The 16,833-nt window shown below is 35.8% G+C and carries 19 protein-coding genes, 1 tRNA gene and 1 riboswitch; of the genes, 16 read left to right on the top strand and 4 right to left on the bottom strand.

All coding sequences use genetic code 11. From position 1 onward, the window contains the following. The first annotated feature begins 88 nt into the window (after positions 1-88). From MKY06_RS12370 to MKY06_RS12390, 5 genes are all read left to right on the top strand, one after another. Positions 89-451 (top strand): group I truncated hemoglobin, encoded by a 363-nt coding sequence (locus MKY06_RS12370; protein WP_098196502.1) that lies wholly within the window; start codon positions 89-91, stop codon positions 449-451. A gap of 138 nt (positions 452-589) precedes the next feature. Beyond that, on the top strand, positions 590-2,026 hold the full coding sequence (gene hpaB, locus MKY06_RS12375) for a 4-hydroxyphenylacetate 3-monooxygenase, oxygenase component (protein ID WP_098277886.1): 1,437 nt from the start codon (positions 590-592) through the stop codon (positions 2,024-2,026). 148 nt (positions 2,027-2,174) lie between these two features. Further along, a complete protein-coding gene (locus MKY06_RS12380; protein ID WP_098526484.1) occupies positions 2,175-2,981 on the top strand; it encodes a DUF817 domain-containing protein in 807 nt (268 codons plus the stop codon). Between the two features lie 55 nt (positions 2,982-3,036). Continuing rightward, positions 3,037-3,174: a tubby C-terminal domain-like protein gene (locus MKY06_RS12385; protein WP_223268906.1), complete on the top strand. Its 138-nt coding sequence runs from the start codon at positions 3,037-3,039 to the stop codon at positions 3,172-3,174. Positions 3,175-3,404: 230 nt separating this feature from the next. Continuing rightward, positions 3,405-3,596, top strand: coding sequence for a hypothetical protein (locus MKY06_RS12390; protein WP_225518995.1), 192 nt, complete (start codon positions 3,405-3,407; stop codon positions 3,594-3,596). Positions 3,597-3,626: 30 nt separating this feature from the next. On the opposite strand, the gene htpG is transcribed toward MKY06_RS12390, so the two are convergent. Further along, positions 3,627-5,504 carry a molecular chaperone HtpG gene (gene htpG / locus MKY06_RS12395; protein ID WP_172738317.1) on the bottom strand — a complete coding sequence of 626 codons (1,878 nt, stop codon included), beginning with the start codon at positions 5,502-5,504 and terminating at the stop codon, positions 3,627-3,629. Positions 5,505-5,714: 210 nt separating this feature from the next. Continuing rightward, positions 5,715-5,793: riboswitch (ZMP/ZTP riboswitch) on the top strand. A 168-nt stretch (positions 5,794-5,961) separates the two neighbouring features. On the opposite strand from htpG, the gene MKY06_RS12400 reads away from it, so the two are divergent. From MKY06_RS12400 to MKY06_RS12420, 5 genes are all read left to right on the top strand, one after another. Continuing rightward, complete coding sequence (locus MKY06_RS12400; protein ID WP_013057119.1) at positions 5,962-7,161, top strand: phosphoglycerate dehydrogenase; 1,200 nt, start codon at positions 5,962-5,964, stop codon at positions 7,159-7,161. A gap of 123 nt (positions 7,162-7,284) precedes the next feature. Continuing rightward, positions 7,285-7,746: a hypothetical protein gene (locus MKY06_RS12405; RefSeq protein ID WP_223272356.1), complete on the top strand. Its 462-nt coding sequence runs from the start codon at positions 7,285-7,287 to the stop codon at positions 7,744-7,746. Positions 7,747-7,765: 19 nt separating this feature from the next. Then, entirely contained in the window at positions 7,766-7,990 is a 225-nt protein-coding gene (locus MKY06_RS12410; protein ID WP_029321863.1) for a DUF6143 family protein, read from the top strand. A 556-nt stretch (positions 7,991-8,546) separates the two neighbouring features. Next, positions 8,547-8,675, top strand: coding sequence for a hypothetical protein (locus tag MKY06_RS12415; protein WP_255260860.1), 129 nt, complete (start codon positions 8,547-8,549; stop codon positions 8,673-8,675). Between the two features lie 175 nt (positions 8,676-8,850). Then, a complete protein-coding gene (locus MKY06_RS12420) occupies positions 8,851-9,000 on the top strand; it encodes a hypothetical protein (RefSeq protein ID WP_013057122.1) in 150 nt (49 codons plus the stop codon). A 117-nt stretch (positions 9,001-9,117) separates the two neighbouring features. On the opposite strand, the gene MKY06_RS12425 is transcribed toward MKY06_RS12420, so the two are convergent. Together MKY06_RS12425 and MKY06_RS12430 are read right to left on the bottom strand one after the other, a co-directional pair. Further along, positions 9,118-9,189: transfer RNA gene (locus MKY06_RS12425), tRNA-Ala, on the bottom strand. A gap of 106 nt (positions 9,190-9,295) precedes the next feature. After that, complete coding sequence (locus MKY06_RS12430) at positions 9,296-9,844, bottom strand: HD domain-containing protein (protein ID WP_013057123.1); 549 nt, start codon at positions 9,842-9,844, stop codon at positions 9,296-9,298. 228 nt (positions 9,845-10,072) lie between these two features. Between MKY06_RS12430 and MKY06_RS12435 the strand changes: the two genes are divergently transcribed. Further along, a complete protein-coding gene (locus tag MKY06_RS12435; protein ID WP_098277888.1) occupies positions 10,073-11,374 on the top strand; it encodes a GH25 family lysozyme in 1,302 nt (433 codons plus the stop codon). A gap of 179 nt (positions 11,375-11,553) precedes the next feature. Next, positions 11,554-11,784: a hypothetical protein gene (locus MKY06_RS12440; protein ID WP_223268904.1), complete on the top strand. Its 231-nt coding sequence runs from the start codon at positions 11,554-11,556 to the stop codon at positions 11,782-11,784. 160 nt (positions 11,785-11,944) lie between these two features. Here MKY06_RS12440 and MKY06_RS12445 read toward each other — a convergent pair whose 3' ends face one another. Next, complete coding sequence (locus MKY06_RS12445; protein ID WP_029321870.1) at positions 11,945-12,844, bottom strand: DMT family transporter; 900 nt, start codon at positions 12,842-12,844, stop codon at positions 11,945-11,947. Positions 12,845-12,980: 136 nt separating this feature from the next. On the opposite strand from MKY06_RS12445, the gene pdxR reads away from it, so the two are divergent. The 4 genes from pdxR to MKY06_RS12465 all read left to right on the top strand — a co-directional run bounded on the left by pdxR (position 12,981) and on the right by MKY06_RS12465 (position 16,807). Further along, positions 12,981-14,414, top strand: a complete 1,434-nt coding sequence (gene pdxR / locus MKY06_RS12450) for a MocR-like pyridoxine biosynthesis transcription factor PdxR (protein WP_053487284.1) — start codon at positions 12,981-12,983, stop codon at positions 14,412-14,414. Positions 14,415-14,927: 513 nt separating this feature from the next. Further along, complete coding sequence (locus tag MKY06_RS12455) at positions 14,928-15,560, top strand: hypothetical protein (protein ID WP_013057129.1); 633 nt, start codon at positions 14,928-14,930, stop codon at positions 15,558-15,560. A 138-nt stretch (positions 15,561-15,698) separates the two neighbouring features. Continuing rightward, positions 15,699-16,544, top strand: coding sequence for a DUF2971 domain-containing protein (locus tag MKY06_RS12460; protein ID WP_013057130.1), 846 nt, complete (start codon positions 15,699-15,701; stop codon positions 16,542-16,544). 65 nt (positions 16,545-16,609) lie between these two features. Beyond that, complete coding sequence (locus tag MKY06_RS12465; protein WP_013057131.1) at positions 16,610-16,807, top strand: ChaB family protein; 198 nt, start codon at positions 16,610-16,612, stop codon at positions 16,805-16,807. Positions 16,808-16,833: the final 26 nt, after the last annotated feature.

Genomic DNA, 16,833 nt, shown 5'->3' on the forward strand with positions numbered 1-16,833 from the left:
GCAACGAATTTCCATAAAGAAGCCTTTTAAAGAATATGAACACTTCTGTTGGGTAATAATGGGGAAAGGTACAAAAGGAGGAATTGTTTTGGAACAAACATTGTATGAAAAAGTGGGCGGACAAGAAGCTATTGAAAAAGTAGTTGATTATTTTTATTCTGAACTCGTATTAAAAGACGAAACGGTCAGTCACTTTTTCGAGCATACGGACATGGATAAACAGCGTCGACATCAAGCCAAGTTTATAAGTTTTGCCTTAGGTGGCCCGAATCAATATTCAGGAAAGTCGATGGCCAAAGCACATACAAATATGAATATTCAACCCGAACATTTTAATGCAATTGCTAAGCACCTTCACGATGCACTTGCTCACTTTAATGTTGAAGAGTCTGATATTGACCAAGCATTAAGTAAAGTTGAATCCCTAAGAAATGATATTCAATATAAATAAATCAAAAAAAGAAGGTGACTGTGACCTTCTTTTTTTATGCTCAAAGCTGTGATGTATGAAGGAAACATGGAAAAGACATCGTAATATGATAAAAATGCAATAGGTGAAAATATTCATCGAAAGTCTGGGAGTGGGAGTATGTCAGCAATTAATGGGAAGCAATACGTAGAGAGAATTAATCAATTAAAAGCAAATGTATGGGTTGATGGCAAGCTCGTAACAGGCGATATATCAGAACATCCGGCTTTTAAAGGAGCCATTAACAGTCAAGCTAAGCTTTATGATCTTCAGCATGATAAAAAAATCAAAGATATCATGACATACCAATCTCCGGCTTCTAAGAAATTCGTTGGTACATCTTATTTACAGCCTAAAACAAAAGAAGAGTTAAAAAAAAGACGAGAGATGACTCAGCAATGGGCGCAATTAACCCATGGTATGATGGGAAGAAGTCCAGATTATATGAATACCGTATTGATGGCTTTTGCATCCTCTGCAGAACTCCTGAGAGGAACAGAAAATTGCTTTCCTGAAAACATCATTTCTTATTATGAATATGTGAGAGAGCACGACTTATCGCTCACTCATACATTCATCGATCCTCAAGTCAATCGAATCCAATTTTATTACGAGCAAAACGACGAACCGATAGCAGCAAAAATAGTTGATAAAAACAATGAGGGAATCGTTATCCAAGGCGCGAAACTGCTTGCTACACAGGGTGGAATGACGGATGAGCTACTCGTACTGTCTTCAGGGGGCATTCAAGGAAAAGAAAAAGGATTTGCTTTTTCGATTCCAAGTAATACAAAAGGAATTAAATTTATTTGTAGAGAATCATTTGCAGGAAAAGATTCGACGTTTGATTATCCATTAAGTTCTAGATTTGAAGAAATGGATACAATTGTTGTCTTTGACCATGTATTAGTACCGTGGAACCGCGTGTTTTTCTATGAAAATGTAGACGTATCAAATACATTTCTTTCTTCTAGTTCCTTCTCAGCTTTTGCTCTGCATCAAGTAAGTTCAAGGAGAATTGTCAAAACAGAGTTTGTATTAGGGATTGTACAATCTCTGATTGAGACCATTAACATTACGGACTATCCGCATGTGCGAGAAAAAGCAACGGAGCTTATTATTGCGTTAGAAACGATGAAAGCCCTCGTGATGAAAGCAGAAGAAGAAGCGGAGATTGATCCATGGGGATACATGCGTCCGAATGAAACTACACTTCGTATTGCCGCAAATATATTTTCAAAAACATATCCTACCTTTACAGAGATTATCCAGCTTTTAGGTGCAAGCGGACTAATGGCAATACCAACAGAAAATACGTGCCGCTCATTGGTTAAAGAAGATATTACGCGTTATTTGCAAGCTAAAACAAGAGGGGCAGAAGATCGAATTAAGCTTTTTCGACTAGCGTGGGATTTAACTATGAGTCCGTTTGGCACAAGAGAAACGCTGTATGAACGTTTTTTCTTTGGGGAGCCTGTACAGTTAACCAGTTATCTGTACTTATCTTATGATAAAGAGCGCTATGTACAGAGAGTAACCGATTTTTTGAAAAGTTAACGGAGAAAACGAATCTCCGCTGGGTATGATAGTTTAGTTACAAAAACAGCGGAGATGCTTATTGAATAAATTTGAAAAATCTGCAATAATTTTCAGGGAATCATTTCTGTGAAAATACTAAGGAATACCATAAAGATAGGATGTTACAATGAAGCAATTAATCTATTTTGGTTTAGAACAAGCAAAATCTTGTGTTTTTCCTGTTATCATTTTTCTTACATTGGCCATGACAAAAATAATTGAAGTACCGTTTATTTCCAGATATGACCTTATTTTATTAGTCTGTCTAGGAACTCAAGTTTTAATGGTGATGTTTAAACGAGAAACGCTTGATGAAGTAAAAGTCATCGCAGTATTTCATTTAATTGGACTAGCGTTAGAACTCTACAAAGTTCATATGGGATCATGGAGCTATCCAGAAAAAGCTTTCACTAAAGTCTGGGGTGTTCCGCTGTACAGCGGATTTATGTATGCTAGTGTAGCTAGCTACATGTGCCAAGTGTGGAGAAGGCTTGAATTAAAGCTTACGAATTGGCCTTCTACGTGGATCGTCAGTATACTAAGTATGGCTATTTATCTTAATTTTTTCACGCATCATTTTATTTACGACTTCCGCTGGTTTTTAAAACTTTTTACTTTACTTATTTTTTATCGAACTTTTGTATATTTTACGGTTAACAAACGTACATATCGCATGCCTGTAGCACTGTCTTTTGTACTGATTGGCTTTTTCATTTGGATCGCTGAAAATATCGCAACATTTTTCGGGGCATGGCAGTATCCAGATCAACAGCAGCAGTGGACAATGGTTCATATAAGTAAAATTAGCTCTTGGCTTCTTCTTGTGATTGTTAGTTTCTTGATTGTTGCTTTACTAAAGCATTTAAAAGAAAATCAAAGCCAATTTAAACAAAGGAAGAAATCAAAAGAAAAAAACGAAATATATGAAAGATAGAAACATAACTATGTACACGCTGTTAATATGAAGTGCAGAATCTTTGGAGGCTTATATGCAAGAATATATTTTTTATCTTCCCTATTTTAAATCAGCGGGGAAGACCGTAGCAGTTACAAATGAAAATGGAGAAAACGTCGGACAACTTAAGAGAATGCATAAAAATATGTGGACTAAAAGTATTGATTTTTAACTCGTGATGGACTTCCAGTTTTAGATTCTATTTCTTGGTTTCCTATCTTTTCCTGCGGCTTAAAGGTACATTTACAAGTTCAATGGGAAGGAAGAACGGTGCTTATTGATCACGTGAAAAAACACCGGTGGGTGATAAAATAAAATGGAAAAACAGTGGGGGATCTATTAGGTAAAGGAATAATTAAAAACGAAGGACAACAAGAAATTAGATGGGGAAATAACGTCTACATGTTAAGCAGTCATGAAGCCGTAGAGGAAGCGTGTATTTTTAATCAAAAAAGAGAAAAAGTCGCAGAGTTTAAAACAGACCTTTTTCATTTTAAAGAAGGCAAACACTCAATAAGAGTAACAGAAGAACTGCCCCTACCCATTTTTATCGCTTCTTACTATATAACTACTTTTATTATGCCATACATATAATCAGGCGCAGAATGATTCTGCGCCTGATTTTTATATCATGATTTTACAAATATCATTTGTGAATTCAACGGGATCACTAATAGATAAGCCTTCAATTAGAAGAGCTTGGTTATATAATAAATTTGTATAAAGGTCTAATTTCCCTTTATCACTTTCAAATGCATCTTTTAAAGAAGCGAATACATCATGATTTACGTTAATTTCTAACACTTTCTCTGCTTTTACATGCTGATTATCAGGCATAGCACTTAAAATTTTCTCCATTTCAATCGTTACTTCACCATCAGCTGATAAGCAAACGGGATGTGTTTTTAAACGTTTAGACGCGCGCACATCTCCTACTTTTCCCGCCAAAGCTTTTTTCATATAGTCAAATAGCTCTTTATTTTCTCTTTCCTCAGACTCATTGATCTGTTCTTCTTCTGCTTCAATCCCTAAGTTACTGCTTGAAACAGATTTAAATTCTTTTTCTTCGTACGTCATTAACATTTTAATGGCAAATTCATCGATATCTTCTGTAAAATACAGAATTTCGTACCCTTTATCTGCAACCAATTCTGCTTGAGGAAGTTTTTCAATTCGGTCGTACGATTCGCCTGATGCATAATAGATATACTTTTGATCCTCAGGCATGCGCGATACATACTCATCTAGTGTTACGAGCTTTTTCTCTGTAGAAGAATAGAATAAAAGCAGGTCTTTTAATACGTCTTTGTTGCTGCCAAAGTCACTGTAAACGCCGTACTTCAGCTGGCGGCCAAATGATTTATAAAACTTCTCGAACTTTTCACGTTCGTTTTTAAGCAAGCTTTTTAATTCATTTTTGATTTTCTTGCCGATGTTTTTGGCAATCAGCTGAAGCTGGCGGTCTTGCTGCAAAATTTCACGTGAAATATTAAGAGATAAATCTTCAGAATCTACCATACCTTTTACAAAGCTAAAGTAATCTGGAAGAAGGTCTGCACATTTATTCATAATTAAGACGCCGTTTGAATACAGTTCAAGCCCTTTTTCAAATTCTTTTGAGTAGTAGTCAAACGGACTATTTTCTGGAATAAATAAAATGGCATTGTAGCGAATCGTTCCATCCACATTAATATGAAGGTGAGTGAGCGGTTTATCAAATCCGTAGCGCTTTTCTGAATAAAACTGCTCATAGTCTTCTGAAGTCAATTCATTTTTGTTTTTCTTCCAGATCGGTACCATACTGTTGATAACTTGCTCTTCTGTATAATCTTCTAGCTCGTTATCAGAACCTTCTTTAGGAAGTTTTTCCGTTATGTCCATTTTAATCGGGTAGCGGATAAAGTCTGAATACTTTTTAATGATCTCTTTTAAACGATACTCTTCTAGATACTCATCATATGTTTCATCTTCTGTATTTTCTTTAATTTTTAAAATGATTTGAGTCCCAACCGTTTCTTTTTCGCAAGGTTCGATTGTATAACCATCGGCACCAGTAGATTCCCATTTATAGGCTTCACCGCTGCCTAACGCTTTACTAATCACCGTTACGACATCTGCCACCATAAACGCTGCGTAAAACCCAACGCCGAATTGGCCGATAATCGTGTGCCCGTCCTTTGTTTCATTTTCGTTTTTAAACGCAAGGGAACCGCTTCGCGCAATTGTGCCCAAGCTGCTTTCAAGCTCTTCTTGCGTCATGCCAATCCCAGTATCCGTAATGGTTAAGATACGGTTAGTTTTATCTGGTGTTACTTTTATGTAATAGCTTTCTTTGTTAAAACGCAAGGAGTCGTCTGTTAAAGCTTTGTAATAAATTTTATCGATTGCATCGCTTGAATTTGATAGAAGTTCTCTCAAAAATACTTCTTTTTGAGAATAGATGGAATTAATCATCATCTCTAATAATCGCTTTGATTCGGCTTTGAATTCTTTTTTTGACATAAGAAGTTCTCCTTTCCAAATAGGGCTTGTAAAACAATTAGCACTTCAGTGGATAGAGTGCTAATCACTCTTCTTATTTAACATGTATTAGGACATTTGTCAATATATTAGGAGATTCACTAAAGAGATTAAAAATTAGACTGAAAAAAGCAAACTTTTAAAAAAAGGTTGAACGTTCTGAAAGAGTTTGCTAGAATATACTTAATTTCAAAGACTATGTGTGACTGGCGAAACGCGGATAACCGTGAGGAAGCATATAGTGACGTAGCCGTTCGCCTGGGCAGAGGTAAGGGATTAATACATATCTCTTACCTCTTTCTGTTTAGGGGGAGAGGATATAGAAGTTACCAGACATGTAGGCTAAAAAACCAGACTTTTAAAAAAATTAAAAACGAAGTTCCTTTATTCAAAGGTAAAAACATGTAAAACTACGATGATAATCAGAGGAGAGTACAAAATGAGCACATTAACATTGGAAAAAGTACAAACAATCAAAACATTAAACAACATTGCACAAAAAGGTCTAAATGTTTTTAATCAAGAAGGTTATCAAATTGACAATGACAGCGAAAACCCAGATGCGATTGTCGTGCGTAGCTTTAACATGCACAGCATGGCATTTGACCAAAATTTAAAAGCTATTGCACGAGCTGGAGCAGGGGTTAATAATATACCAGTGGACGCTTGCACGGAGCAAGGTATCGTTGTATTTAATACGCCAGGAGCTAATGCAAACGCAGTAAAAGAAATGGTTTTAACTACAATTATGGCTTCTTCTCGTAACTTATTTGCTGGAGTTGAATGGACAAAAGGATTAGACGGCCAAGGTGATCAAATTCCTAAGTTAGTTGAAGCAGGCAAAAAACAGTTTGTTGGAAAAGAAATCAAAGGTAAAACGTTAGGCGTTATTGGTTTAGGTGCAATTGGTGCTCTTGTAGCAAACGATGCGCTTGATTTAGATATGGACGTAATTGGTTTTGATCCATTCATTTCTGTTAATACAGCTTGGAATTTGTCTCGCAACGTACAGCGTGCAATGTCTCTAGAAGAACTATTTGCAGCATCTGACTATATTACGGTTCACGTTCCATTAACGGACGATACAAAAGGTGTTTTCAATAAAGAAACGTTTAGCATCATGAAACCAGATGTTCATATCTTGAACTTCTCACGCGGTGAGCTTGTAAACGAAGAAGATATGAAAGCTGCTCTTGAAAGTGGAAAAGTTGGCCGATACATTACAGATTTCCCAAATCAAAATGTCTTGAACATGAAAAATGTTGTGCCAATTCCTCATTTAGGGGCATCAACTCAAGAATCAGAAGAAAACTGCGCGGTAATGGCAGCACGTCAAGTGAAAAATTTCTTGGAAACAGGAAACGTTAAAAACTCAGTGAACTTCCCGAATGCATCTCTTCCTTACACTGGGAAAAAACGCGTAGCTGCTTTCCATCACAACGTGCCGAATATGGTAGGACAACTTACGCAAGTATTCTCAAACTACAATTTAAACATCGCAGATATGGTGAACAGAAGCCGCGGTGAATATGCGTATACAATGATCGATATTGACAATCAAGTAAGTGACGAGATTGTGCCTGAGCTAGAAGAAAAAATTGGTCAAATTGAAGGAATTATTACAAGTCGTATTATCTAATTTGGTTCCCATCATATTTTAGTGTTTCAGCCCTAACTTTTCTAAGTTAGGGCTGTTTTTACATGGTGTTTACCTCATATCATTTCCTTTATTCTCATAGCATATAGAAATACCTTTAAAGAGGTGAACGTTTTGTCAGGAGAACTGATAGGAATTTTGATAGGGTCGCTCATCGCGCTGGCAGGAACATTCATTACGTCTGTCGTAGCTATAGTGATGTCGAAAGAGCAATACAAACAAGAGCTTCGCAAAGCATTTATCCAAAAGAAAGTTGATGCCTATACCCATGTGTGTCAAGTTATTCTAGCTATAAAAAATGATTTACTTACAAAAACCGTTTCTTCAGCCGGCTTAAACTGGACGGCTCAATCTATTAACAAACTAGCAGATGTGTGTATTACGGAAGGACTATGGATCGATGAAGAAGACAGCAAAAAGTTGGAGGTTCTGCAGAAGCAGCTTTCAAAGTTTGTATTTGATGAAATAGAACTGTCTAGACATGATATCCTCACAACCTGTTATAAAATTGTTGAATATTGTGAAAAAAAGGTAAGAATTCTTCATTTTATGACCACAAAAGAATAGGTGATTACTACTTTAAGAAGTGATAGTAGAAATATTAAAAAAGCATTGGAATATAAAATTACAAAACAATCCGTTTATATACCAGCAGCCGACGAGGACATTAGTAAGTGATGAAGACGGTAAATTTATCTTTTCAAACAACGGTTCCTACGTTATTTTTCTAGTTTCTCCGGGAAATAAAGAAATTAAAGCTGAAATTGCATATAGATGTTTTGAAAAAAACGTAAGAAGGACTGTTAACTGAATAGGTCTTAGCGATTGTATGAGAAGTGTATGAGCTATTTCATATTTAGTACAGTTCTTAACAAACAGTAAGCGTTTATGAAAAGAACTTTGCAGCAGCATACAAAGTTCTTTTTTATAGCTTGCGTTTTTTCGTTCGATTGTGGGATATAACCAAAGAAAAACAAAGCAAGCAAAAGTATGATTCCGACTAAACAAGCGATTTGAATGGTATTTAAGGATGTTGAGGACTCAAGGATTAAAGCGATAATACATAAAACTAAGCCACCTAGTACAATAGTAAATCGATTAACACTGTATAAAAAACGAATGCCGTATTTTTTATATAGCAGCAGGGAGGAAGCAAAAAGACGACTGTTATAGAACGAATGCCAAATACAGCTGATATACTCATCACCTCTTTGTAGAATGAAGTAACCTTTTTGTCCAGGTAAGGGTAAGCATCCTTAACATCTCACGTTAATGTCTAAATTCACATTATCTTAAGTTTCAATTCATACTGGCTTCATATAAATTAATCATACTGAATGTATTAATGAAAGATATGAGGTGGAATAATGCTAAACAAGCTTTTTAAACTATTTACACAAGAAACCGAGATATCTAAAGATAAAGAAGTAGATCTCCACGACGAGAGCGATTTTAACGAAGTTTGTGATGATCATTTCATTATAGATGAGTATTAGAAACCCTACAAAATGCTGCAAAAGTTAAAGAATGGATTGAGTATATCTGTATAACCAGTAATTGCACAAGGGCCGTAAAGGTATACTTTTACGGCCGATTAATATTGATGAATTGCTTTTTACATGAAACAATGTGAAAAAAATGGGCATCCTAGAAGCAAAAGGAGGGGATAGAATGGGCAAAGAACCAAACGATGAAACAAGTGAAGGGCTGAATCAGCTTTTTGAAATCATCAATGCAAAAGGCGACGAGGGCGAACTTAGAGAAATTGTCAGCAGGAGCAGTGAAAAGAATAATCATAAAAATCATGAGGATCAATCGTAAAAAGAAAATAAAAAACCTCTTCATGGAAATCATGAAGAGGTCAGATGAAATAGTATTGCAACCATTCCATCCTGCAGAGTTTTAAAGTATTTTAAACTCTTGATACGACTGGTTTTATGGAACTGATGGGATTCGAACCCACGACCCCTTGTCTGCCAGACAAGTATTCTCCCACTGAACTACAGTCCCGATTATGTAGAGCCTTTATTGCGTGTTGACTCTACTATATTTTAATACGTATGCCGCGCGTTCGCAATAGTTATTTTCAGTGTTTTCTAATTTCTTCATATGAATATTAACTTCTAAAAAAATCATTTACTTCTTGTTTGTACGTATAAAAAAAGCTTGGAATTTGGCTTGGTTCCAATCCTTTTGCAGCGTATTTGCTGATGGATTCGTAGTACCATTTCTGCTTTTCGAATCCTCTTTTAAAGCTATTCCAAATCGTATCTCCTTGCTGATCGTAGCTTTCTTTTAAAGACCGTAAATTGTCTAATTTATCTGCTACAATTAAAGATTTCACTTCAAGAGAACCAGTTTTCACAATTTGAATTGTATGCTGTTTACGTTCTTCCCAGCTTTTTGATTTGTTTTCTGTATGAGCTTCAACAATCCCCGCTACCTCTAAACCAAATCTTTGTACAATTTCTTCGAGTGTTACACTTGTATCTTCTACAGCATCATGCAGATAAGCTGCTGCAATTACTTCTTCACTAAAACCCGCTTTTTCTAAAATATTACCTACGTTAATAGGGTGAACAATATAAGGTGTATCGGACAGCTTGCGCATTTGGCCGCTATGAGCGTGTTCTGCATATCTACGTGCTTCTTTTATTAAAGACATCATATTCCTCCGCTTTTTTTATACAGTATATCTTCATATTATTAGTATAAACGAATATAGCTCTCCTCACTTTATAAAATTGCGCAAATTCATTTCTCATAATAAGGTAAGGCTATTAAAAGCCCTTGTTATTGTACGGTTTTTTATAAAGCCTAATAGCTATTTAATAGGCCTGTATCAGTTGCCATTTCCTTTTTTATTCATAGTTTGTATGAAGGAGTGATAGCAATGCAAAACCGTAATAATCAAAATATTAAGGTCATTGATGTTTCTCATCACAACGGAACATTTGATTGGGCAAAAGTGGCGTCGGATGGTGTAAAAGGCGCGTATATTAAATTAACAGAAGGCACAACCTTCTTAGATAAAAAATCATATGATAATTATATAGGAGCAAAAAATGCAGGTCTACGTGTAGGCTTTTATCACTTTGCTCATGCTGATAATGATCCTATTGCAGAAGTTAATTTCTTTTTAAATAAGTTGGGCAGCATGAAGGTTGATTTGCCTCATTGCTTAGATTTGGAAGAAAACAAAGGGAAAACAAAAGCGCAGGTCACAGCCTTTGCAGTTAGGTGGATGGAGTATATTGAAAAGAAAACAAGCATCACACCTATTCTTTACACGGGATATAGTTTTATTAAATCCAACTTTACAAGCGCTGTAGCAAAATATCCGCTATGGGTAGCCCGGTACAGTGGAAGTAACCGTTCTAAGGGGTTTGCTAATCCGGGGAATACAGCGATTTGGAATAGATGGGCTATGTTCCAATATACAGATCAAGGAAAGGTAAAAGGAATTAACGGAAATGTTGATATTAACGAAATGGATCTCGATTTCTTTAATAGTATTAATACAGGTGTTACGGTGGTGGAAAATAATAAGCCATCAGCACAATTACAGCAAGGTGATAGCGGACTAGCTGTAAAAGAACTGCAGCAAAATTTAACTAAATTAGGATTTGACCTTTCTCAACACGGAACCGATGGTCAATATGGAAATGAAACTACTGCAGCTGTTAAAGCTTTTCAAGAAAAGTATGGATTAACGTCAACTGGAAAAGCTGATGAAAGAACATTGGCTAAAATGATGGAATTGCTTAAAGGTATAAGTAATCCTATAGAAGAATCATTACCGAAGGTTACTTCACTGGGAGATAAATATTCTTTCCAAGTAAAGGCGAAGAAGGATATTGAGGTCTATAAGTATGCGAATGTAACAGAGAATTTCAGAACTATAAAAAAAGATACGATATTTAGCGTATATGGCTATACGTATGCAGCATGGGCTGTGCCAGGTGGATTTGTGCAAATAAAAGATGTAGAACCTATCTCAGTTACAATTAAAACAGGTGGATTAAGTAAAGACATGGAAGCGGAATTTCGTGCTTTCTTAAAAAATGAAGGAATTGACAGTGAATTACATGTACATACAATAGGTAATCCATCAGCTAAAATCACAGCAGCTGGACTAGATTTTGTAAAAGTTAAGCAGTTTTTAGATAAAAAAGGCTGGTATTATAAACAATAAAACCCCGCTCTTCGGAGTGGGATTTTGTCTTGGGATTTAATAAAAAAGATAGCAGACATCAATTAAGTAATTAAAATATGTTCTAAATAATAAAAGAAGTGGTAACCAAAAAGATTCTATGTATAGTTCACCTGTAGCAGTCATATTTTTAGTCAACAGCTCATGGAGGGTGAATGAATATGAAAAATACGCAGATTCGAATTGAAACACTGTCCTACCACTACGAAAGCATTATGGTGAATGACGAAGTAGAGCGTGCGATAAAAAGTATTGAAGTGACGTATCGAGTATATAAACATAACCATGTTTTAAACGGACATGTAGTACTTTCAGGAGAAGAGATTTACGATCTTCAGCAGCTGACTCACGCAGTGGCTGGGAAAATAAAAGCAGAATTAGAAACTACATAAAAAAGCAGCGCCTTTCTTTAAATCTTAAACCAAGATTAAAGAAAGGCGCTTTTTTATTAATTATTAATTAAACTGCAAAAAGAAGAAATTAAAGTATGTTCTAAATAAAATATATAAATAAAACACATAGCATCTAAGAGAATTCCTTAAAACATACACATTACCTTTGCATTGTGAACTTTGTCTCTTTTACCACTACTTTTCTTTTACTATGTGTAAGCAACACGCCGCATAACGTAATGATGCTTCCAACAATGGAAGCTGCACTCGGGATATCTTTTAAAAGCAGCCACGCTAAGAAAAAGGACAGCGCAGGAGTTAAGTAAAGAGAAATGGCAGCCTCAGCAGAACCTATACGCGATGTCAGATAAGCGAGTACCATATAGGGAATAACGGTTGGAAATAATCCTAAATATATCACGCTTATTGCTGATCTGACAGAGATATGTGCAAGTTCCGTTTCTAACCCAGGTAAAAAAACAAGCATAGAAATTGTAGCTCCCCAAATACTGTACGTCACAAAAGAAAGGAAACCATACTTTTTCAATAAATTTTTTTGACATACTATATAGATGCTTTCTGCAAGGGCAGCTAGCAGAATCAGTAAGATTCCATTAACTGAGTGTACAAAATTCTCTTTGCTGAAGGTTAAAAGTGCAACACCTGCAAAGCTTACTGCAGATCCAACCCATTTTCTTTTTCCGAACTCCTCCTGAAAAAGAAAAATAGCTAAAAGCGAAGAAAAAATAGGAGTAGTCGAGACCAGTAAACTCGCAATACCCGCACTCACCGTTTTTTCCCCAATGTTTAATGCCGTGTGATATACGGTAAAACCTAAAAAACCGAGTGCTAAAAGAAATGGAATATCTTTTATATCAGGCAAGCGCATGTGTGTGGCTATTGCAATAACTAACAGCACTAAAGAAGCAATACTTAACCGAACAAAAGCGAGGTGCTGAGGAGAAAACGATTCTAGTCCTATTTGAATAACTGGAAATGCTGAAGCCCATAAGCTAATCATCAGTATATGTAAGAACACCAGACTAAACGTTAATTTCATGTCTATTCATCTCCATTTTTCATTTTTAATCCAACCAGTATCTATTGCGGTTCCCATGTTAATAAACATTTGATAAAATGTCTTCAACCAGTTTAAAAGCAATTAACCCAACCACTTTAAAAACAGGAGTAAATGTATGAATCAAGAGAACAGTGCGAGTTATCCAAAATACAAGCAAATCATTGATTTTATGAAAGAGAAAATTGCGCGTGGAGAATGGCCGATTGGAAGTAAAATTCCTAGTCAGCGAAAGCTTGCTTCTATGTTCGATGTTAACCGAAGTACGGTCATCACGGCATTAGAGGAATTAACAGCGGACGGTTTAATTGAAGGTAAGATGGGAAAGGGAACAATCGTTATAAATAATACATGGACGCTTTTGGCTACGACTCCGCCCGATTGGAATGTTCATGTGAAATCAGGTATGCATCGTCCGAGTCAAGCAATGGTACAAGATATTAATGAATCCGAATTTAACTCAAACCTTATTCAATTAAGCAAAGGAGAGCTTTCACCTGACATATTCCCTAAAGATAAAATGAAATACGCTATGGAAAAAGTAGCAAAAAACATGGAGGTTCTGGGATACGAAGAACCAAAGGGGTATTTTCCTTTACGAAAAGAGTTAAGTGCGTATATGAAAACAATGGGGATTGAATCTTCTCCAGATTCTATTTTAATTGTTTCCGGCGCTCTTCAAGCTCTTCAGCTTATTTCAATTGGACTGCTACAAAAGAACTCTTCGGTTTTGCTAGAAAAACCTTCTTATCTATACTCTTTACATGTATTTCAATCAGCTGGAATGAAACTCAAAGGTCTTTCTATGGATGAGGAAGGAATAAAAGTAACAGCTATAAAACGCGCCGACCCTCAAGAAGGGCAAGCTATTTTATATACAAATCCATGTTTCCATAACCCAACGGGAACATTAATGTCCCAAAAAAGGCGTTACGATTTGCTGAAAGAATGTGAGGAACATCAGCTTCCTATTATTGAAGATGATTTATACCGCGAATTATGGCTGAATAAACAGCCTCCGTCGCCATTAAAAGCTTTAGATAAAAATGGACACGTGTTATATGTTAGCAGTCTTTCTAAAACATTAAGCCCGGGATTACGTATCGGATGGATAGTCGGCCCAGAACCAGTCATTGAGCGTTTGGCGGATATTAAAATGCAAACAGATTATGGATCCAGCTCATTGTCTCAAAGAGTGGCAGCAGAATGGTTTGAAAATGGCTTATATCAACTGCATATGGAAACGGTACGAACGGAATTGCGAACAAGAAGAAAAGTTATGCTGAATGCTTTAGAAACATATGCAGAAGATATAGCAACATGGACGAATCCTGAAGGAGGTTTTTTTATATGGGTGCATATTCAACCTTCTATTTCAATGAAATCTTTATACTCTCGTGCTTTAAAAAGAGGAATATTGCTTAATTCTGGGAGTATCTATGCACAAGAAACCGGCAGTTATCTTCGGCTTTCTTACGCCTATGCTTCTTTACCAGATATCGATAGAAGCATTAAAATTCTTGCTGAACTTATTCGGGAATTGCAAGTATAGTAAAAAAAGGAGTAATGGATTACCCACTATTCCTTTTTATTTGTATCAAACTCTTCTTCCTATAAAAAACTCCAACTAACAACTGACTATATATTACCGTCTATAAATACATGTTATTTTTTATGGTAAAAATAAGTTAAGAAGACTTTTAATTTGCTTTCTGCACGTTTTACATGTAAATCGTGAATGGTTTTAACTACGTAATCATTATCAAACATTTTCAACACCTCAATTATTGTTAAATTTTCTGTTTGTTATAGTTTATGAAATAATCAGACGCATATCATCCGCCATCAGCTGTAACTTTGCGGTTCATCTTTTACAACTAAAGGCTGAAATTTACGCTCATGATTGAACGCACGAATAACAGGATATGCAAAAAAATGAAAAGTGTGCACGTTTTGTTTTAAAAAAGCTATATCTTTAAAAAAAGAAAATTGTCACACACATTTATGAATATGTATCTACTAAGTAAGAAGACTTTTTTAGTTGGTGGGATTGAAGGTGAAAAAGATGGATGAATTATTTAAAGATCTTGATGTGTACAGGACGCAAGAAGAAATGAAGCAGTATTTTGAACATACGCAGCAAATGATTCATCAAAACAGAGAATATATAAAATTAGCTCGACTTAAAAAAGGGCGTTTCAAAAAGTTTTTTGAAGAGTTTTATCCGCTTTATTGCTTCAGCCAATCTTCCTATTGTCCGAGGAATTCAAAATTGAAGCTTATTATTGGAAGTCAAGGATACGACGGATTAATTCTTCAGCCGGATGGTACTGAAAAACGAATTGAAATTACTTCTTACAAAGATGGGAAACTGGAATTTGAAGATGCACAGAGGGTGAATTCAGGAAATTTTGCTCTACCCCGTATCCAGACGGAAGGTTCTGTAGAAGAGTATATAGAAAAAGTGCTAGAAAACATCCAAAAAAAGAGCAAAAAAGATTACAGTGGAGCATCCATTCTATTTGTTGTACACACGTTTCATTATTTTGAAGCCTACGGAAAAAGTTCAGCTGCCTTTATTCGTACCTTAAAAAAAGAAATGAAGAATACTGATTTTCGAGCGGATGAAATTTATTTATTGGAATTAAATCAGCCAGAAAGTGAAAGTGTTAAGCAAAACATTCATTTCATTAAATAAGAAGACACGCTGTAGATGTTGAGGCGTGTCTTCTTTTCTGATAACAGAACTCTCTTAATACAGGTGGATAATTTTGAAAATTACAACAATTAAGTGCTATAATTCAAGTATGAATATGCATTCAGAGGAGGAAAATCAATGGATTTAGCTTATAGAGATAAAGCTTACGAATATGCCAAAAGATTCGAATCTAGCTATGACGATTATGATGAACGGTATAAGTTGCACAATAATCCGACGGTGTGGCGATTTATGCCGCTGTCTGATTTTCAAGATTTACTGGAAACCAATGCGCTTTTTTTCGCAAAACCTGATGCATTTTCGGACCCCCTTGAAGGATGCTCTTCAATGTGGAACATAGAAGAGTTAAGAAAAAAAGGCGAACGTCATAACCGTACCTCTAGAACCTATATAAGAAAAATCCATGAATTTTCTGCTGTTTCATCCTGGCATATCAATGATTACGAAGCCGCTGGAATGTGGGATCTATATTTAAAGGGGAATGATGGCGTAGCTATTAAAACCACCTATGAAAATTTATTGTGCAGTATTAAAGATTTACGCTATAAAATCTTCTCTGGCAAAGTGCAGTACATAGACTTCCAAAAAGAAATGGTCAGTCACTCTGTATATGACACGTTATTTTACAAGCGTAAATCCTATCAGCATGAAAATGAATTGAGGCTTGTTATTGTAGCAAGTCGTATACACGCTTGGAAACTGCAAAAGCTATTCGAAATTCAAGGTATTTCCGCAAATCAATGGCAAAAACGAATGGATATCCTTGAAAAAAGATCGTATGAGTTTTCTCATGAGCATGGTAACCTCCTTACATGTAATTTACATCAGCTTATCAATGAAATTTACGTGTCCCCAAGAAGCGCTCAAAGCTGTGTAGATGAAGTAAAAGCCCTTGCTAAAAAACACGGACTCGCTTATAAAAAGGTCACTCAGTCCGACTTGTATAGGGACTATATTTATTAAATGTTTATGTTATTTGAAAACAGGTAAATCAGTAGTAAAAGATGTTTTCAAGGAGGAATACTATCATGCCTTACAATTCATTAAAAGAACTGCCGGATGGAGTAAGAGATAATCTTCCTCATCACGCTCAGGAAATTTATAAAGAAGCATTCAATTCAGCAAGTGATGAATACCAAGAAGAAGCTACCGCTCACAAAGTTGCTTGGAACGCGGTGAAAACGAAGTACAAAAAAGATGATAATGACAACTGGGTGAAAAAATAGTGACAAAAGAGCCTAACCATAATGGA

The organism is Priestia sp. FSL P4-0332 (assembly GCF_038005845.1).
Lineage (GTDB): Bacteria > Bacillota > Bacilli > Bacillales > Bacillaceae_H > Priestia.